Genomic DNA, 22244 nt, shown 5'->3' on the forward strand with positions numbered 1-22244 from the left:
TTCCGAGTCTATCGGCTGCCCTGAACCGGGCCGCTACCATGTCGGCATGGAGCAGCTGACCTGTGCGGTGAAGGCGATGCTCGACGGCGGACCGGGCATCTGGCTGGCCTCCGGCGAACCGCCCGACGGCTTCACCGGAGTGGTGCTGGAATCGTCGGGCTCCACCGGCCGACCGAAGCGCATCCACCTCTCGGCCGCGCAACTCCTCGCCGCCGCGCAGGCCAGCCGCGAGCATCTGGGTTTCGACGCGACGTGGCATCTCGCGCTGCCTGACCGCTACGTCGCCGGTCTGATGGTGATGGTGCGCGGCATCACCGGGTCCGGCGTTCGCCGCTGTTCACTCGACGCTCCCTGCCTGGCGCCGGGGCGCAACGCCATCTCGATCGTCCCGACCCAGCTGATCCGGGCCTTGGACGCGGGTCAGGCGTTGGACGCTTTCGACGTGGTGTTGGTCGGCGGCGCGCCATTGGCCGACGAGGTGCGCGCCCGCGCGGAGCGGCGCGGGGTGCGCGTGGTGGAAACCTACGGCATGAGCGAAACGTGCGGCGGCGTCGTCTACGACGGGCTGCCCCTGCCCGGCGTCGAGGTGCAACTCGTCGACGGCGTGATCCGGCTGAGCGGTCCGATGATCGTTGACGGCGCCATCACCACCCGCGATCGTGGTGCCTGGGTTGACGGCCGGCTCCGAGTGCTCGGTAGGACCGACGACGTGGTGATGACCGGTGGGCTCAAGGCCGACCTTGCGCTCGTGCGGGCGGCGGTGCTCGCTGCAGACCCGGAGGCCTGGGTGCTGGCCGTCGACGACGAGGAATGGGGGCAGCGGATCGTTCTCTTCGCCGAGCACGGCACCCTGGACGACTGGCGCTCCCGGTTGGCGGGCAGCCTGCCCAGGCATGCGCTGCCCCGCCAACTGGTGCGCACAGCGGTGCCCCGAACCGCCGGAGGCAAGCCGGATCGCGAAATCCTTCTAAGATGGCTCACGTCATGAGCATCCAAGTATTTGTCGCCGGCGCCAGACCGCGCACCCTGCCCACCGCCGTCGCCCCGATCCTGGCCGGAGCCGCCGCAGCCGCAGCCCACAGCGAAGTCAACTGGTGGCGCACGCTGCTCGCGTTTGGCGTGGCGCTGTTCATGCAGATCGGAGTCAACTATGCCAATGACTACTCCGACGGGATCCGCGGGACCGACGATGAACGAACCGGCCCCACGCGGATAACCGCCTCCGGGCAGGCGCCGGCGGAACACGTCAAGTGGGCCGCGCTGGCCAGCTTCGCCATCGGCTGCGGCTTCGGGCTGGCCCTGGTCTGGCTCACCGGCCAGTGGTGGCTGATCGCCGTGGGCGCACTCAGCGTCCTCGCCGCCTGGTACTACACCGGCGGGAAACATCCCTACGGCTACCTAGGCCTCGGGGAGGTGTCGGTCTTCGTGTTCTTCGGGCTGGTGGCCACCGTCGGCACCACCTACGTCAGCGTCCTCGCCTTCCCCTGGCCATCCTTCGCTGCCGGCACCGCCGTCGGGGCACTCGCCTGCGCCGTACTCGTCGGCAACAACCTGCGCGACATCCCCACCGACGAAACCACCGGGAAACGAACCCTCGCAGTGCGGCTCGGCGACCGAGGAGCCCGCTGGCTCTACGTCGGGCTCATCGGGCTTGCTGCAGCAGCAGTGTTGGCCTTCGCCGCGGGTACGACGTGGTGGGCACTGATTGCGCTGTGCGGCCTCGGGGTCGCAGCCCCGCAGGTTTCCCTGGTGCTCTCCGGCGCCGACGGCGCTCGGCTCATTCCGGTGATTCAGGGCACTTCGGTGGCAGGCATCGGCGTCGGCATGGGTCTGCTGATCGGTGTCATCGCGTGATCGTTTTCGACATCCCCCTGCGGGTCGCCTTCCGGGGGATCACCCGGCGAACTGGGGTGCTCTTCAAAGGCCCGGCGGGCTGGGCAGAATGGAGCCCGTTTCCCGAATACGGCGACGATGAGGCCAGCAGCTGGCTGCGCGCCGCCCGGGAAGCCGCGGAGCACGGCTTCCCTGCGATGATGCGCGACTCTGTGCCGGTCAACGGCATCGTCCCAGCCATCGCGCCCGGCTTGGCCGCCCGGCGTGCGGTCGATTCCGGCTGCGGCACCATCAAGATCAAGGTCGCCGGTGGCACCGGGTTGGCTGAGGACGTGGCGCGCGTACGCGCAGTCCGGGAGGCCCTGCCGGAGGCGAAGCTACGCGTGGACGCAAACGGCGGGTGGAGCCTCGACGAAGCCCGAGCCGCCATCCGGGCCCTCACCCCCTACGAACTGGAGTACATCGAGCAGCCGTGCGCAGCGGTCGAGGATCTGGCAAAGCTGCGTGGGCTGGGGGTCGCGATCTTCGCCGACGAGTCCATCCGTCGCGCGGAGGACCCCTATCGGGTGGTCGAGCTTGACGCTGCCGACGGCATCGTGCTGAAGGTTCAGCCCCTCGGCGGCGTGCGCGCCTGTCTGGAGCTGGCCCGCGAGTTGCGGCTGCCCGTGGTGGTGTCCTCCGCTGTCGAGACGTCCATCGGTCTCGCCGCAGGGGTGGCGCTTGCCGCCGCGCTGCCCCAGCTGAACCACGCCTGCGGATTGGAAACCCTCTCCCTGCTGGCCGGCGATGTGGTGGACCGCCCGCTCGTCCCGGCGGCCGGCCGCCTCGTGCCCCCTATCGTTGGGGCAACGCCCACCCGGGCGGCGGAGTTCCTGGCCGATGAGGAGACCACGGCGTGGTGGCTCGCTCGGTTCGAGCGCGTCTCGCGTCTCATCTGAACCGGCTGAGGCCACTAGGCTGGACGCGGAAGGGAGAGCCATGCACAGCGTCGAATTGGGCAGCGTGATCGCCCACACCCTGGCCCAGCTGCCGGTTGTGGGGGTGGTTTCCGGGGCCGGTTCGCGCAACGCCCCGCTATCGCTGGCCTTCCATCAGTTGGCCGAAGAGTTGGCGCTGCACGTCGCGATTGACGAGCGCTCCGGTGCCTTCCGGGCGCTCGGGCTCGCCAAGGCCTCCGGCAAACTGGCGGTGATTTCCGTCACGAGCGGCTCCGCCGTCGCGAACCTCGCGCCCGCGATCTTGGAGGCGAAGCACGCGGGGGTGGCGCTCCTCGTCATCACCGCCGACCGGCCGATGCAGGACGTCGGCACGGGCAGCAGCCAGACGACCAACCAGGTGGGTATCTTCGGCAGCTCAGTCATCGACGTGGTGCGCCTCAGCAGCGAATCGGGTACCCCTGCAGCCTGGAGCGCCGCGGTGCAGCGGGCCGCGCACCTGGCGCTTGGCACGCGCACCCGCGAGCCCGGCCCGGTGCAGCTTAACGTGGAGTTCACGCCGCCGCTCGTCGGCCGAGCGTCCGCGCCCCGGCTGCGCGTCGCGTCCGTGACCCCCAGCCTGGAGTCGGAAGTGGTGACCCTGCCCGACGGCCCGCTGACCGTCGTCGTGGCGGGCGACGCGAGCTGGCAGCAGGGCCAGGCCGCACGGCGCTTCGCCGAGGCCGCCGGGGTGCCGCTGCTGGCGGAACCCTCTAGCAACGCGCGAGCCGGGCGCTGCGCAATCGCGAACTACCGCAGTCTCCTCGGCGGCGAGCTGGGAGCCCAGGTGCAGCGTGTCGTCGTGTTCGGCCATCCCACTCTCTCCCGCCCACAAGCCGCGCTGCTCAGCGGGGAGGCGGAGGTCGTCGTCGTCAGCGACCGGGCCAGCTGGCACGACGCGGGCCACCGGGCCAGCCTTGTCGCGGATCGGGTGGCGCTGTCGGCCCAGCCGCCGGAGTGGCTTTCCGCCTGGCAGCAGGCGGACGCTGGTTTCGGGGCGCCCAGCCGTTGGGGCGGGCGGCAGGTGGCGGATGCGCTCTGGCAGCATCTGACCGGATCCGAGAACCTGGTTTTGGGGGCGAGCAGCATCATCCGCGACGCGGATCTGACTCCCGTCTCCCCGGACCCGCCCCGCGTCTACGCGAGCCGGGGGCAGGCGGGCATAGACGGCACGGTCGCCACCGCCAGCGGAATCGCGCTGGCGACCGGTCGTCCCACCACTGTGCTGCTCGGCGACCTCGCCGCCCAGCACGACATCGGCTCCCTGGCCCGGGCGCCGCTTGAAGAGTTCGGGCCTGTGCGGGTGGTCGTCGCCGACGACAACGGCGGCGGGCTGTTTCATCGGCTGGAGCAGGCGGCGCCGGAGTACTCTGCGGCCTTCGAGCGGGTCTTCGCAACACCGCAGCAGCTGGATCTGGTGCGCATCGCGGCCGCCTTCGGGTGGCGGGCCGTGGGAGTGGGAGACGTGGATCAGTTGCGGTCGGCGCTGGCCGGCGATGCGGAGTTCATTGTTGCGCGCTATCAGCGCTAGCATCCAGCTCAGTCAGCCAGTTGCGCACCTCGTACGTGGCGCGTACGTCGTCCTCGTTGTATTCGAGCACCCTGATCCGTGCTGCCTCTCGCTCCTGCGGATCCGGTGAGTCGACGGCGTCGGCGAACCAGGTCTGGGACTGTAGGCCGCCCGGGTCGTCGTCGCGCCAGGCGAAGTCGGCGCCTCGGGTAGCCACCACCTTCAACCCCAGCCCCTCGACCCCGATGAAGTTCGCCCGCACCACCTGATACAGGTCGACGAAGTGCTCCTTGGCCAGCGCCGTCGCTGCGGCGACGACGGGCTGGCGGGCAGCTATCCGGCGCAGGTTGACCAGCTCGTAGTCGGAGTAGTGGTAGACCAGGGTCTCGGGGTACTCCGCGATGAAGTCGATCAGCCACTGGGCGAACCGCGCGGCTAACTCCGCCTCCTCCTCGCCGCTCATGCGCGAGAAATTGGCGAAGGAGACGTAGCGCGGTGCCTCGCCCAACCCGCTGACTAGGCAACCCCACAGGTAAACCCGGCCCTCGACGGAGGTTTCGATGTCGAAATCGATCTCCACACCCGCTCTGGGTGCCTCGATGGGTCCGGCGCTCGTGCGCTCCAGCGCCACGCCGCGCGCCAGCATCTGCGAGCGGCGGTGCGCCTGCCGCAACCTCGCCTCCCCACGGTCTCGATGCTGGGTGAGAGCCAGGAAACCGGGAACCAGGGCCTCGACGTCGGCTGCGGCCAGCTCAGCCACCGTGTGAATGCCCAGGGTAGACAAGGCCTCCAGCTCGCGCACATCGAAGGGGGTTTTAGTCAACCGGATCGACAGGTCGTCATCGTCCATGCGCTGTCGGCAGACCTCCCACCACTCGCAATATTCGCACTCTTTGATCCGGATGGGGCGCACCACCGGCGGGGGATCGTCGACTCCGGTCCGCGCTTCGGCGGACGCGAGCACGTGGAGGCGGAAACGGTACTCGTGATCATAGCGGCTGAGCGGGCTGTGCAACTTGTAGCCCTGGGCGCGGGAGAAGGCGCGCAGGAACCGAGCGGAAAGATCCACCCACACCACCTGTCCGCCGGCCGACTGATCGTCGTCGATGATTCCCACCAGCGGCTGCTCGGCGGCCCAGCCCGAAGCCTCCAGCATGCGCCACACGTGCGCCAGCTCCAACAGGGCGCCCTCCCGGTAGGTGCGGTAGCGGCGATTGGCGAAGACCTCCCTGGCCAAAGGGCTGGAGACCGGGGCAACCAGCAGGCCCGAGCCGCCGGACTGCTTTTCGGTCACCCGGTATGGCTTTATCTTTACTGGCCAGTACCGAGGAACGGGGCTGGCGGGGTCGCGCACGAGTGCGTCGGTGCTGCCGATGCGCCGGTGTTCCTTGTCGCGCGGCAACATCGGGCGCACGATCAGTGCTGCCCCGGCGGCCACCGCGGCCCTCGTCGCCTCGACGTCCTCGCCGCGTAGGTCCACAGCACCCACGCAGGCGGCCAGCTCGGCGAGCACCTGCTCCCGAAAGTCCCGGCTGGCCTGGAAGGCGGCGGGATCGGCTTCTTCCTGCGGGGGAGCGGTGAGCGTGGGATCGGAAGCGTTGAAGGTCTTGACCGGGCAGGAGCGCGCCGAATACGGGCCAAGCCAGGTCATGCGCGCCTGCCCCGATGCAGCGCGACGATGCCGCCCGACAGGTTCCGCCACTCGACGTCAGACCAGCCTGCCTCGGTCAGCAGATCCGCCAAGCCTGCCTGATCGGGCCAGGCGAGGATCGACTCGGCCAGGTAGCCGTAGGCCACTGGGTTGGGGGAGAACCTCGCCAGGGGAGGCAGCGCGCGCAGCAGGTAGTCGGTGTAAACCTTGCGGAAGGCCGGATTGGTTGGGGTGGAGAACTCCGCAATGACGATGCGCCCGGCGCGTTTCGTAACCCGCCGCATTTCTACCAGGGCGGCAAGGGTGTCCTCGACGTTTCGCAGCCCGTAGCTGATCGTTGCGGCGTCGAAGGTCTCGTCCGGGAAGGGTAACTGCAGCGCGTCGGCGTTGACGAAGTTGAGGGTGGGGAACTGCTTGCGGCCCTGGCGTAGCATGCCCAGGGATAGATCGACGGGGGTGACCGCCACGCCCCGTTCGGCCAGTGCCCAGGCCGACGTGCCCGTGCCTGCCGCGAGATCCAGCATCCGCTCTCCGGGGCGTGGCGCCAGCGCGGCGACGGTTGCGCGCCGCCAGCTGCGGTCCATGCCGAGCGAGAGGATGTCGTTCAGCAGGTCGTAGCGAGCCGCCACCTGGTCGAACATTCCGGAGACGTCGTCGCGCCGCTTATCCAAGGTGGCGCGGAAACCCCGGTGATGCTGTTCGGCTTCGTGCATTGCACCAGACTAGCCGTCTTTGCCCGGTGCTGAGACAATGGCGAGGTGGCAAAGAGAGAAGTAGTGCTCAAGGTTGAAGGCCTGAAAAAATCCTACGGGCCGGTCACCATCGTTGAAGGATTCGACCTGACGGTGCGCGAGGGTGAGGCGGTGGCGCTGGTCGGGAGAAACGGCGCGGGCAAGTCCACGGTGTTGCGCTGCCTGGTGGGCGCGGATCGAGCCGACGAGGGCACCGTGGAGATCTGCGGCACGCGGCTCAGCGAATCGAACCCGGCGATCCGTCGGGACATGGCGACAGTGATTGACGACCTGGATTTCTTCCCCGACCTGGCGGTCGTAGAACACCTCGATCTGCTGGCGCGCGCCCACGGGCTGGAGGCGCCGGAGGATCTCGTGGACGACGTTCTCGAAGAGGTGCAGCTGGTGCCGCAGGCCGGGCAGTTGCCCGGGACGCTGTCGTCGGGTCAGCGACGCCGACTCGCTCTGGCCACCGCGTTCGTACGACCCCGCCGACTCCTGGTGCTGGACGAGCCGGAGCAGCGGCTCGACGTGGAGGGCGTCGAATGGCTGGGCAGGCGCCTGAAATCAGACCTGGCCGAGGGCCTGGCCATCGTCCTGGCCAGCCACGAACCTGCACTCATCGCAGCGATTGGTGCTCGCGAGGTGCGGTTGGCGGGTGCACAGTGAGCCAGGGACCCGGCGGGCACTTTGTCGACGTTGGCGAGGCCGACGAGCGCGCCATCAAACGCCTCATGGCGGACTGGCGTCGGGGGCGCGCCGACCGCAGCCTGTGGGAGGCGCTGTCGTCCTCCTACACGGCGCTGTTCTCCGTGGCCGTCCTGGGGGCGATGCTGATCTCGGCCATCGTGGACGTGCAGCAGAAAGCTTCGGTGTGTGATACCGAGGGATGTATCTCGGCGCGCAGCCTGCTGCCCTGGGCCTCGGTGGCCGGGGTGCTGACCGTGACCATCGCGGCCAGCCGGATGTTCGGCCCCGTCCTGGCTAGCGCAGCCGAGGGGTTCTGGCTGCTGGACTCGCCCATGGATCGGCGACGTCTCCTCGCGGGCCGGATGTTCCTGGCCCTGGCCCTGGCTGGCGTGCTGGCGGGTGCGGTGGCGGCTCTCGTCGCGGCACTCACCGGGCAGGGGCTTGTCGAGACCGGGATCTGGGCGGCGTCGGGCGGGCTCGGCGCGGCCGGGCTCACGGCCCTTGCCGCGTTAGAACAGACGTACGAGCGCCGTGGCGTCGTCGTCGCGTTGCAATGGTTCTTCGGACTCGCCTCGATGGGCACCCTGGGGGTGCTGGTGGCGAACGCGGCGGGCTGGCTGAGCGTCGCCCCAACTCTGGAGCAGCAGCTCGCGCTCATCGTCGGCAGCGTGGGCCTGGCGCTGCTGGTGGCCTGTGCCGTGGCGGCCTACGCGCGGTTGCGGGAGATCCGCCGCCAGCGCCTTACCTCAGGTGGCGCGCTGCTCAGCGGCCTGCAGGGGGCCGCCTTCGCGCTGGAACTACCGCTGATTCGTGACATCCTCGTGGAATACCGTTGCCGGGAGCGCGGGCACGTCCGGCCGACGCGGGGTGCCGGGTCCGGTGCCAACGCGCTGGTGCTGCGCGACGTGCAGCGCCTCGGGCGGAACCCGCTCAACCTGGTGGTGTTGGCCGCGACGGTCGTGGTGCCGTATTCGGTGGAGGCGTTGGGGCTGCAGGCACTCAACGTGACGATTTCGGCCGTGGTACTCATGGCCGTCCTCGTGCCGTTTATGAACACTCTGCGGGTGCTGTCGCGTTCCAAGGGCTTGGAACGGCTGTTCCCGTTCAGCCCCGCGACAACCCGGAAAGCCGCCATGGTGGTGCCCGCGGTGCTGGCTGGCCTGTGGTCCGCCGCGACGATAGCGGCCTTCGTCGGAGCCTCGACGCTCGCCGCCGATCCCGTGGCGCCGATCATCACCGCTGCCATCGCGGGGTTGGGCGGTTTCCTGGGTGCGGTGCGTTGGGTTTCCGCGAAGCCGGCGAACTACTCGGGACCGCTGGTGGCGACCGGCGCAGGCGCGATGCCGCCGGGGATGATGTTCTCGATGATGCGCGGTTTCGACGTGATCGCGCTCGTGACCCTGCCGCTCCTCTTTGGCCTGCCCGCCTGGGTGTCGGTGCTGATCGGGGTGGTGGCCTTCGTCGTGTTGAGCACCGGCATGGACCGTGAGGCTCTGCTGGCTCAGCAGGAGGAGCAGCAACGGCTGCTGCAGGAAGCGAAGGCCGAGCGTTCCAAGCCGAAAAAGAGGATTCAGGTTCAGCGCCGGCGCTGAACTCCGGGCCTGTTGCGAAGGTCGGGCCGGGCATCGCGGGTCGGGTGAGAAGGCCCCGCTTCTCTACCCGGCGCGCCCCGCGCGGGAGACGGCCGTCGTAGACTCGGGCACGTCCCGCTTGGCTTCTCCTCGACCCGGCAGACCTTTTCGTAACGGGACTAGTCCAGGCCGAGAGCTTGCAGCATCGGCAGGAACTTGGCTCGGGTCTCATCGAGTTCTGCCGCAGGTTGAGAATCCGCGACGATGCCCGCGCCCGCGAAGAGCCTAATCTTCTCTGGGCTGCTTGGGTCGCAGTAGCCCCCGCGTAGCGCGATGGCCCACTCGCCGTCGCCGGCGGCGTCCACCCAGCCTACGGGGCCTGCGTAGCGGCCCCGGTCCATGCCCTCGACAGCCGCGATCGTCTCCGCGGCCAGGTGCGTCGGGGTACCGCAGACTGCTGCCGAGGGGTGCAGCGCGGCGGCGAGGCGCAGGGAGCTGGCATCCTCGTCGGCGACGCCGGTGATGTCCGTCGCCAGGTGGAGCACGTTCGGCAGGGGAAGTACGGAGGGCGCCTCGGGCACGTTCATCGCCCGGCAGAACGGGCTGAGGGCTTCTGCCACCGAGTTGACGGCATACTCGTGCTCGACCAGGTCCTTCTGGCTGCGGGCTAGTTCCGCGGCTTTGGCCAGTGGATCGGTTTGGCTGGGGTCTACGGATATGGTGCCGGCCAGCACGCGCGACGTCACCAGGCCACCGGACACCCTGACGAGCAACTCGGGTGTCGCCCCAACCAGCCCATCAACCAGATAGGTCCAAGTCATCGGGTAGCGGTCGATCAGTTGGTGGAGGATGGCGCGCAGGTCGATGGGGAGGTTGGATTCCGCGATGAGGTCGCGGGCCAGCACCACCTTGTGCACCCTGCCGGCGTGGATCTGCTCCACGCAACGGGCGACGAGCCCCGCCCACTCGTCCTGGGTCACGCTGCCGCGGCCCAGACGCAGTGCGGGGAAGGCGGGTGGCTCGCTCGGTTCCGGGAGGGTGAAGTCGCGCTTGTCGCCCAATTGGGTCAGCCAGCAGCGCCCCCCGCGCCGGCCGATGATGACCTCGGGCACCGTCAACACCGAGCCGAGGGCGGATCGGTCAGGGTCGAAGGCGAAGGAGCCGACCGCCAGCGGACCGACGCCCGAAACCCCGGGAAGCTCCGAGTCGTGGTCGATCATTTGGGAGACTTCGGCCCACCACACGTCGGCGGTTTCGATGTAATCCGTCTCGAATCGGGCCAGCTCCCCGATGCCGACGAATCCTTCATCTTTTCGGATGAACGCGCAGCCGGGCTCGCCCAGCGGGAGGAACCGCTCCAGCGGTCCGGGATCGGCGATGGCGACTGTCGTTGCCCGAAGGCGGGTGCTCCCGAAAACCAGATTCACCTTGGTGAGCATAGCGGCTGCGGGTGACAGTGACGACACCGGAGGTACACCTTGTCTATTGGTATTTGACAAGGATTTCATCAGAAAAATCCCTGTCGGCGGTCCGGGTGGCAGCTTTCATCCGGGCCCCTTAGACTGGCCCGAGAATGTCCCGTTGCGTCTAGGTGATGAGGTGCGAGAAAATGGCCGAAACCGCTGGTGAAGCGGACGTCATCGTCGTCGGCGCCGGCCCGGCTGGCTCCACCACTGCCGCGTACTTGGCGCGGCACGGCTTGAACGTGACCCTCCTCGAAAAGACCCACTTCCCGCGGGAAAAGGTGTGCGGCGATGGGCTCACGCCCCGTGCCACCCGCCAACTGATCCGCCTGGGCATCGACACCTCCCGGGAAGCGGGTTGGCTGCACAACCGCGGGCTTCGGGTTTACGCCGGGCGAAAGGAGCCCTTCCACTTCGACTGGCCGGAGCTGAAGGACTTCCCCAACTACGGGCTGGTGCGGCCTCGTTCCGACTTTGACAAGCTGCTGGCCGACCACGCCGTCTCGCACGGCGCACACCTGATCCAGGGCGCGAACGTCACCGGCGCGATCCTCGACGAGGTGAGCGGGCGCATCGTCGGGGTCACCACCAAGACGGGGGAGAGCTACCGGGCGCCGCTGGTCGTCGCCGCGGATGGCAACTCCGCCCGCCTCGCCATCTCAATGGGGGTGAACAAGCGTGACGACCGGCCGATGGGCGTGGCCGTGCGCGCCTACTACAAGACGCCCCGCCACGACGACGACTACCTGGAGAGCTGGCTGGAGCTGTGGGACGGCGAGCCCGGCAAATCTACGCTGATGCCGGGCTACGGCTGGGTATTCGGGATGGGGGATGGGACCGCCAACGTCGGCCTCGGGGTGCTCAACACCTCGAAGGGCTTCGGCAAGACCGACTATCGGGCGTTGCTGAAGCGTTGGTTGGACGCCACCGACGAGGCGTGGGGCTTCCGCGAGGAGAACCGCACCTGCCCGGTGCAGGGCGCCGCGCTGCCGATGGCCTTCAACCGGCAGCCGCACTACGGCCGCGGCCTGCTGCTCGTGGGCGACTCCGGCGGCATGGTGAGCCCATTCAATGGTGAGGGCATCGCCTACGCGATGGAGGCCGCCGAATACGCGGCCGGCGCCATCGCGGACGCGTACGCCCGCGGCATCGGAACCCGCTCGGCCGAGCGCGCACTCCAGGCCTACCCGGTGAAGTTGCGCGCCGAACTCGGCGGCTTCTACCGGCTCGGCACGATTTTCGTGCAACTCATCGGCAACCCAACGATCATGCGCCTGTGCACCAAGTATGGGCTGCCCCGCCCGACGCTGATGCGCCTGGTGATGAAGCTGCTAGCCAACCTCCGAGACGCCCACGAGGGCGACTGGATGGACCATCTGATCAACGCACTGGCCAAAGCCGCGCCGTCGGCCTGACCGAGTCAACTGCAAGTTAAGGAGTCCTCGTGAACCCATACATCCCGATCGTGGGCATGGTGGTCCTGGCCACGGTCTTCGTGGTTGTTTCGATGATTCTCAGCATCAACGTCGGCCCAGCGCGCTACAACCGCGCGAAGTACGACTCTTACGAGTGTGGTATCCAACCGACGCCACAGCCGGCGGGCGGTGGCCGCTTCCCAGTGAAGTACTACATCACGGCCATGCTGTTCATCGTCTTCGACATCGAGGTGGTGTTCCTCTATCCCTTCGCGGTGGCGCGCGACCAGATGGAGCTGTTCGTGGTGCTTCAGATGGTGCTGTTCATCGCTCTCATCTTCGTTGCTTTCTTCTACGTCTTGCGCCGCAAGGGCCTGGACTGGGACTGAATAGGTAAGGAATCCTCACATGGGTCTCGAAGACAAGATTCCCGCAGGCATTCTGCTGACCACGGTTGAAGCCGTGGCCGGTTGGCTGCGCAAGGCGTCCTTCTGGCCGGCGACGATGGGCCTGGCCTGCTGCGCCATCGAGATGATGGCCTACGGCACGCCGCGATTCGACGCGGGACGGTGGGGCCAGGAAGTGTTCCGGGCGTCGCCCCGGCAGGCCGACCTGATGATCGTTTCCGGTCGGGTCAGCCAGAAGATGGCCCCGGTAGTGCGGCAGGTGTACGACCAGATGCCGAACCCCAAGTGGGTCATCTCAATGGGTGCGTGCGCGTCGTCGGGTGGCATGTTCAATAACTACGCGGTGGTTCAGGGCTGCGACCACTTCCTGCCTGTCGACATGTATGTGCCCGGCTGCCCGCCGCGGCCCGACATGCTCATCGATGCGATGTTCAAGCTCCGGGAGCAGGTGCAGCACACGAAGATGGGTGCGCATCGCGTGGCGGAGATCGAGCAGTTGGAGCGGGACGCGCTTGTCATGCCCGCAAAGATCGAGCAGAAGGGGCTCATGCGATGACCGAGCAGAACCTGCCCGCTGATCGGCCGGATGCCCCGGCCTCGCCGGTTTTTGCAAAGAAGACCGGCATGTGGTCGCGCGGCTCGGGCGACACGTCGGGCTACGGCGGGATGGTGCGCGAACTGCGAATGCCGGGCGTGCCACACCCGCCGTTTGACGACGTCGCGGCCGATGCCATCCACTCGCGTGCGCTGGAGGTCGTTGAGGGGTTCGGCGAGTTCCCGGTGCTCCACTACCGCGGGGAACTCACCATCTACGTGCCACGGGAGCGACTGTTGGAGGTCGTCGCGAAGTTCCGCGACGACGCGTTCCTGCGTTTCGAGGTATGCGTCAGCGTCTCCGGGGTGCACTACCCGCAGCAGGCGGGCGCGGAACTGCACTCCGTCTACCACCTGCTGTCTATCACCCACAATCGGCGAGTGCGCCTTGAGGTGTCCTGCCCGGAGTCGGATCCGCACATCCCCTCCATTGTGGCCACCTATCCGCATGCCGACTTCCACGAGCGTGAGGCCTGGGACATGTTCGGCATCATCTATGACGGGCACCCGGGGCTGACCCGGATCCTGATGCCCGACGACTGGGTGGGCCACCCGCAGCGCAAGGACTACCCGCTCGGTGGGGTTGACGTCGAGTACAAGGGCGCGACGGTGCCGGCGCCGGACAATCGAAGGAGCTACTCGTGAGCCAAGACGTATATGCAGGTCCGGGCGAAAAGTCGGCCGACCGGGTGTATTTCGCCACCGGGGGCGACTGGGCGGATATCGTCAATGAGCAGGCCGAGCGCGGCGACGAGACCCTGGTGATCAACATGGGTCCGCAGCATCCCTCCACGCACGGCGTGCTCCGTCTGATCCTGGAGATGGATGGCGAGACGGTCACCTCGATCCGCCCCGGAATCGGCTTCCTGCACACGGGCATCGAGAAGAACATGGAGTTCAAGACGTGGACCCAGGGCGTGGCCTACTGCACCCGCATGGACTACGTCGCCCCGCTCTTCAACGAGGCAGTGTACTGCCTGGCTGTCGAGAAGTTGTTGGGCATCACCGACGATATCCCGGAGCGGGCGAGCATCATCCGGGTGCTGATGATGGAACTCAACCGGATAGCCTCCCACCTGGTGGCCATGGGAACCGGCGGCATGGAGATCGGTGCGCTCACCGTCATGACCATCGCCTTCCGCGAGCGTGAGCGGATTCTCGACTTCTTCGAGGACATCTCTGGGTTGCGAATGAATCACGCCTTCATCCGACCGGGTGGCGTCGCCAACGACCTCCCGGAAGGGGGACTGGACCACCTGCGTTCGTTGATCGACTGGTTGAAGAAACACCTTCCGGAGTACGCGACGTTTTGCAACGTGAACCCGATCTTCATCGGCCGCATGAAAGACGTGGCCTGCGTTGATCTGACCGGAGCGATGATGCTGGGCATGTCCGGGCCGCGCCTCAGGGGCACCGGATTCGAGTGGGATCTGCGCAAGTCGCAACCGTACTGCGGGTACGAGACCTACGACTTCGACGTGGTCACATGGGAAGGCGACGACTGCTATGGCGCCTTCCGGATTCGCCTCGCGGAGTGCTGGGAGTCGCTGAAGATCGTCGAACAGTGCCTGGAGCGGCTGGAGAAGACCGAGGGGCAGCCGGTGATGGTGTCCGACAAGAAGATCGCTTGGCCTGCCCAACTGACCGTCGGATCGGACGGCCAGGGTAACTCCAACGAGCACGTGAAAGAGATCATGGGCCAGTCGATGGAAGCCCTGATCCACCACTTCAAGATAGTCACGGAGGGCTTTAAGGTGCCGGTCGGCCAGGTCTACCAGGCGATCGAGTCGCCGAAGGGCGAGTTGGGCTGCCACCTGGTCTCCGATGGCGGGCCGCGCCCGTACCGTGCGCACTTCCGTGACCCAGGCTTCAACCACCTGCAGTCCATCCCCTATCTCTGCGAAGGCGCGATGATGTCCGACGTCGTCGTGGCAGTCGCCAGCCTCGACCCAGTCCTTGGAGGTGTGGACCGATGAGCGGCCACTTCGAGTCTTTCTTCCCCGAGTCGGGTTCGGTCGACTACACAAACCAGTCGACCAACATCGACGAGGCCGCCGTGGCCGAGTTTCGCGAGTTGGCGGGGCGCTATCCGCAGGCCCGTTCCGCTCTGCTGCCGATGCTGCACCTGGTTCAGTACTATGACGGCCGCATCAGCCCGCGGGGCATCGAGGTGTGCGCGGAAGTGCTGGGCATCACCACGGCCCAGGTCTCAGGTGTCGCCACCTTCTACACCATGTATAAGCGTCGCCCGGCGGGCAAGCAGCATGTCGGGGTGTGTACCACGGCGCTGTGTGCCGTCATGGGTGGCGACATCCTGCTGGAGCGGGTCAAAAAGAAGCTTGGTATTGACGAGGGCCAGACCACCGCGGACGGCCAAATCTCCCTGGAACGGCTGGAGTGCAACGCGGCCTGCGACTTCGCCCCGGTGATGATGGTCAACTGGGAGTTCTTCGACAACATGACCCCGGAGAAAGCCGACGAGTTGCTCGACAAGTTGATCGCGGATGAGGAGGTCGTTTCCCCGCGTGGGGCGACGATCACGTCGTGGCGGGAAGCGGAGCGGGTGCTTGCAGGCTTCCCCGACGGCCGCGCCGACGAGGGGCCTTCTGCCGGCCCGGCGTCCCTGACGGGCGTCGAAATTGCTGCGGAACGCGGCTGGCAGGCCCCAGACCCCGCCCAACTGCCGACTGTGAAGGAGGACGAGCAGTGACCGATCTACTCACTCCCGTGCTGTCGAAGCACTGGGGAGAGCCTAACTCTTGGAAGCTCTCGCGCTACGAAGCGGCGGGCGGCTACCGGGCCGCGCGCGATGCGCTGAAGATGGCGCAGGCGAACATCATCTCGCTCGTCAAGGACGCCAACCTCCGCGGCCGCGGCGGGGCGGGCTTCCCGACGGGTATGAAGTGGAGCTTCGTGCCGCAGGACAACCCCAATCCGAAGTACCTCGTGGTGAATGCCGACGAGTCGGAACCGGGCACCTGCAAGGACATGCCTCTCATGATGGCCAGCCCTCACACCCTCGTGGAGGGCGTTATCATCGCGTCCTACGCGATCAACTCGCACCAGGCGTTCATCTACTGCCGGGGCGAGGTGCTGCACGTCATCCGCCGCTTGCAACAGGCGGTGCGGGAGGCCTACGCAGCGGGCTATCTAGGCAAGAACATCTTCGGCTCCGGCTACGATCTCGACCTGATCGTCCACGCGGGCGCGGGCGCCTACATCTGCGGCGAGGAGACGGCCCTGCTGGATTCCCTCGAAGGCCGTCGTGGCCAACCGAGGCTCCGCCCGCCCTTCCCCGCGGTAGCCGGTCTCTACGCCTCCCCGACGGTGGTGAACAACGTCGAGTCCATCGCTTCGGTACCCAGCATCATCGCGGGTGGCAAGGAATGGTTCAAGTCGATGGGCACGGAGAAGTCCAGCGGTTACACCATCTACTCGCTCTCCGGCCACGTGGTGCGCCCGGGCCAGTTCGAAGCCCCAATGGGCATCACGATGCGGCAGCTGCTGGACCTGGCGGGCGGTGTCCGCGCCGGGCACGAACTGAAGTTCTTCACCCCGGGCGGCTCCTCCACCCCGATCCTGACCGGTGAACACCTCGACGTTCCGCTCGACTACGAGGGGATGGCCAGCGTGGGCACGATGTTGGGCACCAAGGCGCTCCAGGTGTTCGACGAGACCGTGTCGGTGGTGCGCACGACGCTACGCTTCGTCGAGTTCTACAAGCACGAATCCTGCGGCAAGTGCACCCCCTGTCGGGAAGGCTCGTGGTGGCTTGTTCAATTGCTGATGAAGCTGGAACAGGGCAAGGGCGAAGAGGGAGACGTGGACAAGCTGCTCGACGTCTGCGACAACATCGGCGGCAAGTCATTCTGTGCACTCGCCGACGGCGCGGTGGCGTGCGTGACCAGCGCGGTCAGACATTTCCGCTCTGAGTTCGAACAGGGCTACCACACGCCCGCCTGGGAGCTGTTCCCCTACGCCAAGAGCGCCCTTTTCGCACTGGAAGGAGCCAACTGATGAGCGTTGACTCGACTGGGGAGGTCCTCAAGCCGGATCTCGTCACCCTGACCATCGACGGCGTCCCGGTCAGCGTGCCGAAGGGCACCCTCATCATTCGCGCCGCCGAGATGATCGGTACCAACATCCCGCGCTTCTGCGACCACCCGTTGCTTGACCCCGTCGGCGCCTGCCGGCAGTGCATGGTGGAGATTCCCGATGCCGGCAACGGCCGAGGATTCCCGAAGCCTCAGGCCTCGTGCACGATGCCGGTGGCCGAGGGCATGGTGGTGAAGACGCAGGTCAGCTCCCCGGTGGCAGACAAGGCCCAGAAGGGCATCCTGGAGCTGCTGCTGATCAATCACCCGCTCGACTGCCCCATCTGCGACAAGGGCGGCGAGTGCCCGCTGCAGAACCAGGCCATGAGCCACGGGCACGCCGAGTCGCGCTACGGTGGACACAAGCGCACATTCCCGAAGCCGGTGAACGTCTCCGCACAGATTCTGCTGGACCGGGAACGCTGCGTGCTCTGCGCTCGTTGTACACGCTTCTCCGAGCAGATCTCGGGCGATCCATTCATCACATTGGTGGAGCGCGGCGCGCTGCAACAGGTGGGGTTCTACGAGCAGGAGCCGTACGACTCCTACTTCTCGGGCAACGTCGTGCAGATCTGCCCCGTGGGCGCGCTCACCTCGGCCGCCTACCGCTTCCAGGCACGGCCGTTCGACCTGGTATCCACCACCACCTCGTGTGAGCACTGTGCTTCGGGCTGTGAACTGCGCGTCGACCACCGCCACCACCAGGTGAAGCGACGCTTGGCGGGTTTCGATCCGAAGCTGAACGACGAGTGGAACTGCGACAAGGGCCGCTTCGCTTTCATGTACGCGCGCGAGGACCGTCTCATGCACCCGCTCGTGCGCCGCGACGGCACGCTGAAAGTGGCGTCGTGGCCGGAGGCCATTGACGCCGCCGTGGCCGGGCTGAAGAAAGCGGTCGGCGCGGTGGGCGTGCAGACCGGCGGTCGGCTGACCGTCGAGAACGCGTTCGGCTACGCTAGATTCGCGCGCGCTGTGTTGGGTACCAACAACATCGACTTCCGATCTCGGCCGCACTCGGCCGAGGAAGCTGACTTCCTGGCCGCCGCAGTCGCGGGCCGGGCCAGTGTGGGAGTAGCCGGAGTGGATCGCGCGAGCCACGTCGTGCTCGTCGCCTTCGAGCCCGAGGACGAGATGCCCGGGCTGTTCCTGCGGCTGCGCAAGAACGTGCGCAAACGCGGGCTGAAGGTCACCACCATCGCGCCGTTCGCCTCGCGTGGGACGGTTAAGTTGGGTGCCACCGTCGTCGCAGCCGCCCCCGGCGACGAGGTGTCGGCCCTCCAGGACCTGACCGGCCTGGACCCAGACACCGTGATCCTGGTCGGTGAGCGTGCTGCCACTCTGCCAGGCCTGCTGAGCGCGGTTGTGCAGGTGGCTGAGCGCACAGGCGCCAGTTTCGCTTGGCTGCCGCGTCGAGCCGGCGACAAGGGCGCGATCGACGCGGGCTGTCTGCCCGGCCTGCTGCCCGGCGGGCGGCTGGTGGCGGACGCCGAAGCTCGTGCCGACGTCGCAGCGGCCTGGGGAGTTCCCAACCTGCCAGCCGAGCCCGGTCTCGCTGCCGATGACCAGTTCCGCGCGGTGCTGACTGGCCGGCTCAAGGCCTTGGTTGTGGCGGGCGTCGAACCCGGCGACATGGGCAATCCCGACCTGGCGCTGCAAGCGCTGGAAGAAGCGGAGTTCGTCGTCAGCATCGAGCAGCGGCCGTCCGAGGTCACCGAGCGTGCCGACGTCGTGTTCCCTGCCGCGTTGGTGGAGGAACAGGCCGGACATTTCCGCAACTGGGAGGGCCGCGACCGCCGCGTCGCGATGGTCACTCGGGCCAACCACAGCCCGTTCACCGATCTGCGGATTCTCGCGGCACTGTCCGACGCGCTGGGCTCCGACCTGGGCATGCGCACGCCCACCGCAGCGTGGGCGGCCTTCCAAGAACTGATGGATTGGGAAGGGGCTCGGGCAGTTCCGCCGAATGCGGTCCCGGTCCCCAAACGTGAAGGCCTGTTGCTCGCCGGATGGCGTGAACTGCTCGACTATTCGCGCGGAAACGATAATGAGCCCGCGTTGCGAGCCACTGCACGAAAGCCCATCTTGCGCGTCAACGAGCGCACGGCCGCCGAACTCGGCCTCGCCGAGGTTGCCCGGGTGTCGGCAGGCACCCGGGAGCTGGTGCTGCCCGTGGTGCTGACGCCGGACCTCGTCGACGGCGTGGTCTGGGCTCCGCTGAATCCCGGAGAGGACCGCTTGGCGGTCGTTCCGGGCACGCCCGTGACGGTGAGCGCCGTCACCTTCGAAGGGGGAGAGGACGAATGAACCCCATTTTCTTCCAGGATCCTTGGTGGCTCGTCCTAACCAAGGTGCTGGTGCTGTTCGTTCTGCTGCTGGTGTGGACGATCTTCAACGTGTGGTACGAACGCCGGCTCGTTGCGAAGATGCAGCATCGACTCGGCCCAATCATGAACGGCCCGTTCGGTCTGGGCCAGGCCGTGGCCGACGGTGCGAAACTCATCCTGAAGGAGGACTTCCGCCCCAAGAAGGCCGACAAGTTCATCTTCAACTTGGCGCCGATCTTGGCCGGCATGGCGGCCTTCACCACCTGGACCGTGATGCCGCTCGGTGGCGAGGTGGAGATCTTCGGTGTTGCGACCCGTCTGCAGGTAACCGACCTGCCGGTGGCTGCGCTGTTCGTGATGGCGATCGCCTCGATCGGCATCTACGGGATCGTGCTAGCGGGCTGGGCTTCGTCGAACTCCTATTCCCTTTTGGGTTCGCTCCGCTCTACCGCGCAGATGATCTCCTATGAACTAGCGATGGGCTTGGCGATGGTCGGGGTATTCCTGCGTGCCAGCTCGATGTCTACCCACCAGATCGTCGAGGCACAGAACGTGCCGATCCAGTTCGTCATGCCGTTCACAGGGCAGCCGCTGTTCGAGGGCCACAGCATCACCGGCTGGTACTGGTTCCTCCTGTTTCCGTGCTTCGTGGTGTATGCGATCGCGATGGTGGGCGAAACCAACCGCGCTCCGTTCGACCTGCCGGAATGTGAATCGGAGTTGGTTTCCGGTTACCTCACCGAATACTCCGGCTTCCGCTACGCGATGTTCTTCCTTGCGGAGTACATCAACATGGCGACGGTATCCGCGATGTGCACGACGCTCTTCCTGGGCGGTTATTTGATGCCATGGCCGCTGAACATCATCCCCGGCTTCGACAACCCGTGGCTCGGCCCGATCGTGTTCATCATCAAGACACAGCTGGTGTTCTCGGTGTTCGTGTGGCTGCGCGGCACGCTGCCTCGCTTCCGCTACGACCAGTTCATGGGCCTGGGCTGGAAGTACCTGATCGAGATCGTGCTGGTGTACCTCGTTGCCGTGATGCTCTTCCCACAAGCTTCGGCGGCGCTGGGCGTGCTCACGGTGGTGGCCGTCGGCTTCCTGATCTCCATCAAACGCCGCACCGACCTAGGGGAGCTTGATCCTGAGGAGAAGGAGGCGCCCAAGGCGGTCGAGTCGGAGCCATTCGATCCATTCGCAGGTGGTTACCCAGTTCCGCCGCGGCCGGGGCAGAAGCTGCCGGAACTGGCGGGCGTCGTGGCTGCCCAGAGCGAACCGCAGGCCGCTGAGGCCGACGCCGTCAAGGAGGAGGACGCCTGATGGGTTTCCTGCAAGAGTGGGCCGGTTTCGGCATCACGTTTGAAACGATGTTCCGCAAGACCTTCACCCAGGGTTACCCCCACAAGAAGGGGGAAGAGAAGGTCACGATGCCCCGTTTCCATGGGCGTCACCAGCTGAATCGGTGGCCGGACGGCCTGGAGAAGTGCGTCGGCTGTGAGTTGTGCGCGTGGGCATGCCCCGCGGACGCGATCTATGTCGAGGGCGCGGACAACACCGACGAGAACCGCTTCTCACCCGGTGAACGGTTCGGTCACGTCTACCAGATCAACTATCTGCGCTGCATTTTCTGCGGTATGTGCATTGAGGCTTGCCCCACCCGGGCGCTGACGATGACGAACGAGTTCAAGATCGCGGACACCACGCGGGAAAAGCTCATTTACACCAAGAACGAACTCCTGGCACCGCTGCTGCCGGGAATGGAGCAGCCGCCGCATCCTCGCCGTCTGGGCCCGGACGAGGACGACTACTTCCTCGGACTGCCGCCCACCGGTGAGCCCGACACGCGCAGCGCCGCAAAGTCAGGAGTGTCCGAATGATGAACGTTGCGCTACTCGCTGCCAGCGACGTTGCCTTCTGGGTTGCAGCGCCGGTGATGGTGTTCTGCGCGCTGGCTTTCCTCATCTCGCGTCGGCCGGTGCATTCCGCCGTATACATGGCGGGAGTGATGATCGGTCTCGCTGTGTTGTTCGCGGCACAGGACGCCCCCTTCCTGTTTGTCGCGCAGATCATCGTCTACACCGGCGCGATCCTCATGATGTTCCTGTTCGTCGTGATGCTCATCGGTGTCCAGTCGACGGATTCTGTCGTCGAGACGATCAAGGGTCACCGGGTGGCTGCGATCCTGGCGGCGCTCGGGGTCGGGTCGTTGCTGGTGTTGGGTGTGGGGCAGCTGGCCCAGTTCGGCCAGCCTGCAGGCCTGGCGACGGCGAACGCCGAGGGCAACGTCGAGACACTCGCCAAGATCGTCTTCCACGACTACTTCCTGGCCTTCGAGGTGTCGGCCGCTTTGCTGATCACCGCCGCGGTCGGCGCGCTGCTACTTACGCACAGCGACGAGTTGCGGCGCAAGCTCACCCAGCGGGAGAAGGCACAGGAGCGGACCCGCGCCTACGCCGAGGACGGAGTGCATCCCGGAACCGCCCCCAACTCGGGTGTGTTCGCCCGGCACAACGCCATCTCGGTGCCTGCGCTGCTGCCGGATGGCTCAGTGGCCGAGACATCGCTGTCCCGGACTCTGCTCGATCGCGGAGTGGCCGTCGACGTGGAACAGCTGCGCGGCCCTGCGGTCGAGAGCCTCGCCGCGATCGAAGCATCCCGTGCGCAAGCCGAAGGAGTTGAGGAATGACCACTTCCGCTCTGCTCGTACTGTCCGCCATCCTGTTCACGGTGGGTGTCGCGGGTTTCCTCCTGCGCCGCAACGCGATCATCGCCTTCATGTCCGTGGAGCTGATGCTGAACGCGACGAACCTGGCCTTTGTCGCGTTCGCGCGCCAACATGGCAACCTTGAGGGGCAGATGGCTGCCTTCTTCGTGATGGTTGTCGCAGCGGCCGAGGTCGTGGTGGGCCTCGCCATCATCGTTGCCGTCTACAGGGCACGTCGCTCGGCTTCGGTCGACGACGCGAGCCTGATGAAGTTCTAAGGGGC

At 66.8% G+C, this 22244-nt stretch carries 21 protein-coding genes; 18 read left to right on the forward strand and 3 right to left on the reverse strand.

The window, feature by feature from the left end; translation table 11 throughout:
- Nucleotides 1-46 precede the first annotated feature (46 nt).
- Genes EII42_RS04505 through menD form a run of 4 tightly spaced genes read left to right on the forward strand, consistent with a single transcriptional unit; the run spans nt 47 to nt 4338 of the window.
- Nucleotides 47-988 (forward strand): AMP-binding protein, encoded by a 942-nt coding sequence (locus tag EII42_RS04505; RefSeq protein ID WP_125170926.1) that lies wholly within the window; start codon nt 47-49, stop codon nt 986-988.
- Complete coding sequence (locus tag EII42_RS04510; RefSeq protein WP_125170927.1) at nt 985-1854, forward strand: 1,4-dihydroxy-2-naphthoate polyprenyltransferase; 870 nt, start codon at nt 985-987, stop codon at nt 1852-1854. Before EII42_RS04505 ends, EII42_RS04510 begins: the two co-directional genes overlap by 4 nt.
- Nucleotides 1851-2771 (forward strand): o-succinylbenzoate synthase, encoded by a 921-nt coding sequence (locus tag EII42_RS04515; protein ID WP_125170928.1) that lies wholly within the window; start codon nt 1851-1853, stop codon nt 2769-2771. Before EII42_RS04510 ends, EII42_RS04515 begins: the two co-directional genes overlap by 4 nt.
- Before the next feature lie 40 nt (nt 2772-2811).
- The gene (gene menD, locus EII42_RS04520) at nt 2812-4338 is read left to right on the forward strand and encodes a 2-succinyl-5-enolpyruvyl-6-hydroxy-3-cyclohexene-1-carboxylic-acid synthase (protein WP_158676405.1); all 1527 of its coding nucleotides are present in this window, start codon (nt 2812-2814) and stop codon (nt 4336-4338) included.
- On the opposite strand, the gene EII42_RS04525 is transcribed toward menD, so the two are convergent.
- Together EII42_RS04525 and EII42_RS04530 are read right to left on the reverse strand one after the other, a co-directional pair.
- Complete coding sequence (locus EII42_RS04525; RefSeq protein ID WP_125170930.1) at nt 4313-5968, reverse strand: TM0106 family RecB-like putative nuclease; 1656 nt, start codon at nt 5966-5968, stop codon at nt 4313-4315. The genes menD and EII42_RS04525 overlap by 26 nt on opposite strands.
- Nucleotides 5965-6681, reverse strand: a complete 717-nt coding sequence (locus EII42_RS04530) for a demethylmenaquinone methyltransferase (RefSeq protein WP_125170931.1) — start codon at nt 6679-6681, stop codon at nt 5965-5967. The genes EII42_RS04525 and EII42_RS04530 overlap by 4 nt, the downstream gene beginning before the upstream one ends.
- 45 nt (nt 6682-6726) lie before the next feature.
- Between EII42_RS04530 and EII42_RS04535 the strand changes: the two genes are divergently transcribed.
- Nucleotides 6727-7368 carry an ABC transporter ATP-binding protein gene (locus EII42_RS04535; RefSeq protein WP_125170932.1) on the forward strand — a complete coding sequence of 214 codons (642 nt, stop codon included), beginning with the start codon at nt 6727-6729 and terminating at the stop codon, nt 7366-7368.
- Nucleotides 7365-8981, forward strand: coding sequence for a DUF6297 family protein (locus tag EII42_RS04540; protein ID WP_233558273.1), 1617 nt, complete (start codon nt 7365-7367; stop codon nt 8979-8981). The genes EII42_RS04535 and EII42_RS04540 overlap by 4 nt, the downstream gene beginning before the upstream one ends.
- 158 nt (nt 8982-9139) lie before the next feature.
- Here EII42_RS04540 and EII42_RS04545 read toward each other — a convergent pair whose 3' ends face one another.
- Nucleotides 9140-10426: an isochorismate synthase MenF gene (locus EII42_RS04545; RefSeq protein WP_233558274.1), complete on the reverse strand. Its 1287-nt coding sequence runs from the start codon at nt 10424-10426 to the stop codon at nt 9140-9142.
- A gap of 143 nt (nt 10427-10569) precedes the next feature.
- Between EII42_RS04545 and EII42_RS04550 the strand changes: the two genes are divergently transcribed.
- Genes EII42_RS04550 through nuoK form a run of 12 tightly spaced genes read left to right on the forward strand, consistent with a single transcriptional unit; the run spans nt 10570 to nt 22239 of the window.
- Nucleotides 10570-11838 carry a geranylgeranyl reductase family protein gene (locus tag EII42_RS04550; protein WP_125170933.1) on the forward strand — a complete coding sequence of 423 codons (1269 nt, stop codon included), beginning with the start codon at nt 10570-10572 and terminating at the stop codon, nt 11836-11838.
- A 29-nt stretch (nt 11839-11867) separates the two neighbouring features.
- Entirely contained in the window at nt 11868-12227 is a 360-nt protein-coding gene (locus tag EII42_RS04555; RefSeq protein WP_125170934.1) for an NADH-quinone oxidoreductase subunit A, read from the forward strand.
- A gap of 19 nt (nt 12228-12246) precedes the next feature.
- A complete protein-coding gene (locus EII42_RS04560) occupies nt 12247-12801 on the forward strand; it encodes an NADH-quinone oxidoreductase subunit B family protein (RefSeq protein WP_125170935.1) in 555 nt (184 codons plus the stop codon).
- The gene (locus tag EII42_RS04565) at nt 12798-13484 is read left to right on the forward strand and encodes an NADH-quinone oxidoreductase subunit C (RefSeq protein ID WP_125170936.1); all 687 of its coding nucleotides are present in this window, start codon (nt 12798-12800) and stop codon (nt 13482-13484) included. The genes EII42_RS04560 and EII42_RS04565 overlap by 4 nt, the downstream gene beginning before the upstream one ends.
- 44 nt (nt 13485-13528) lie before the next feature.
- Nucleotides 13529-14815, forward strand: a complete 1287-nt coding sequence (locus EII42_RS04570) for an NADH-quinone oxidoreductase subunit D (protein ID WP_370318097.1) — start codon at nt 13529-13531, stop codon at nt 14813-14815.
- Nucleotides 14812-15549 carry an NADH-quinone oxidoreductase subunit NuoE gene (nuoE, locus tag EII42_RS04575; RefSeq protein ID WP_125170938.1) on the forward strand — a complete coding sequence of 246 codons (738 nt, stop codon included), beginning with the start codon at nt 14812-14814 and terminating at the stop codon, nt 15547-15549. The genes EII42_RS04570 and nuoE overlap by 4 nt, the downstream gene beginning before the upstream one ends.
- Complete coding sequence (gene nuoF / locus EII42_RS04580) at nt 15546-16856, forward strand: NADH-quinone oxidoreductase subunit NuoF (RefSeq protein WP_125170939.1); 1311 nt, start codon at nt 15546-15548, stop codon at nt 16854-16856. Before nuoE ends, nuoF begins: the two co-directional genes overlap by 4 nt.
- Nucleotides 16856-19237, forward strand: a complete 2382-nt coding sequence (locus tag EII42_RS04585) for an NADH-quinone oxidoreductase subunit G (RefSeq protein ID WP_125170940.1) — start codon at nt 16856-16858, stop codon at nt 19235-19237. The genes nuoF and EII42_RS04585 overlap by 1 nt, the downstream gene beginning before the upstream one ends.
- The gene (gene nuoH / locus EII42_RS04590) at nt 19234-20577 is read left to right on the forward strand and encodes an NADH-quinone oxidoreductase subunit NuoH (RefSeq protein ID WP_125170941.1); all 1344 of its coding nucleotides are present in this window, start codon (nt 19234-19236) and stop codon (nt 20575-20577) included. The genes EII42_RS04585 and nuoH overlap by 4 nt, the downstream gene beginning before the upstream one ends.
- An 8-nt stretch (nt 20578-20585) precedes the next feature.
- Nucleotides 20586-21134, forward strand: a complete 549-nt coding sequence (gene nuoI / locus EII42_RS04595) for an NADH-quinone oxidoreductase subunit NuoI (protein ID WP_125171008.1) — start codon at nt 20586-20588, stop codon at nt 21132-21134.
- A complete protein-coding gene (locus EII42_RS04600) occupies nt 21131-21943 on the forward strand; it encodes an NADH-quinone oxidoreductase subunit J (RefSeq protein ID WP_125170942.1) in 813 nt (270 codons plus the stop codon). Before nuoI ends, EII42_RS04600 begins: the two co-directional genes overlap by 4 nt.
- Nucleotides 21940-22239 (forward strand): NADH-quinone oxidoreductase subunit NuoK, encoded by a 300-nt coding sequence (nuoK, locus tag EII42_RS04605; protein WP_125170943.1) that lies wholly within the window; start codon nt 21940-21942, stop codon nt 22237-22239. Before EII42_RS04600 ends, nuoK begins: the two co-directional genes overlap by 4 nt.
- Nucleotides 22240-22244: the final 5 nt, after the last annotated feature.

Source organism: Tessaracoccus sp. OH4464_COT-324 (assembly GCF_003932855.1).
Classification (GTDB): domain Bacteria; phylum Actinomycetota; class Actinomycetes; order Propionibacteriales; family Propionibacteriaceae; genus Arachnia.

Coding starts and splice junctions, on each gene's coding strand:
- menD (WP_158676405.1), top strand. CDS start 2,812: ATGCACAGCGTCGAATTGGGCAGCGTGATCGCCCACACCCTGGCCCAG.
- EII42_RS04565 (WP_125170936.1), top strand. CDS start 12,798: ATGACCGAGCAGAACCTGCCCGCTGATCGGCCGGATGCCCCGGCCTCG.
- EII42_RS04560 (WP_125170935.1), top strand. CDS start 12,247: ATGGGTCTCGAAGACAAGATTCCCGCAGGCATTCTGCTGACCACGGTT.
- EII42_RS04600 (WP_125170942.1), top strand. CDS start 21,131: ATGATGAACGTTGCGCTACTCGCTGCCAGCGACGTTGCCTTCTGGGTT.
- EII42_RS04525 (WP_125170930.1), bottom strand. CDS start 5,968: ATGACCTGGCTTGGCCCGTATTCGGCGCGCTCCTGCCCGGTCAAGACC.
- EII42_RS04530 (WP_125170931.1), bottom strand. CDS start 6,681: ATGCACGAAGCCGAACAGCATCACCGGGGTTTCCGCGCCACCTTGGAT.
- EII42_RS04550 (WP_125170933.1), top strand. CDS start 10,570: ATGGCCGAAACCGCTGGTGAAGCGGACGTCATCGTCGTCGGCGCCGGC.
- EII42_RS04505 (WP_125170926.1), top strand. CDS start 47: ATGGAGCAGCTGACCTGTGCGGTGAAGGCGATGCTCGACGGCGGACCG.
- nuoH (WP_125170941.1), top strand. CDS start 19,234: ATGAACCCCATTTTCTTCCAGGATCCTTGGTGGCTCGTCCTAACCAAG.
- EII42_RS04510 (WP_125170927.1), top strand. CDS start 985: ATGAGCATCCAAGTATTTGTCGCCGGCGCCAGACCGCGCACCCTGCCC.
- EII42_RS04585 (WP_125170940.1), top strand. CDS start 16,856: ATGAGCGTTGACTCGACTGGGGAGGTCCTCAAGCCGGATCTCGTCACC.
- nuoE (WP_125170938.1), top strand. CDS start 14,812: ATGAGCGGCCACTTCGAGTCTTTCTTCCCCGAGTCGGGTTCGGTCGAC.
- nuoK (WP_125170943.1), top strand. CDS start 21,940: ATGACCACTTCCGCTCTGCTCGTACTGTCCGCCATCCTGTTCACGGTG.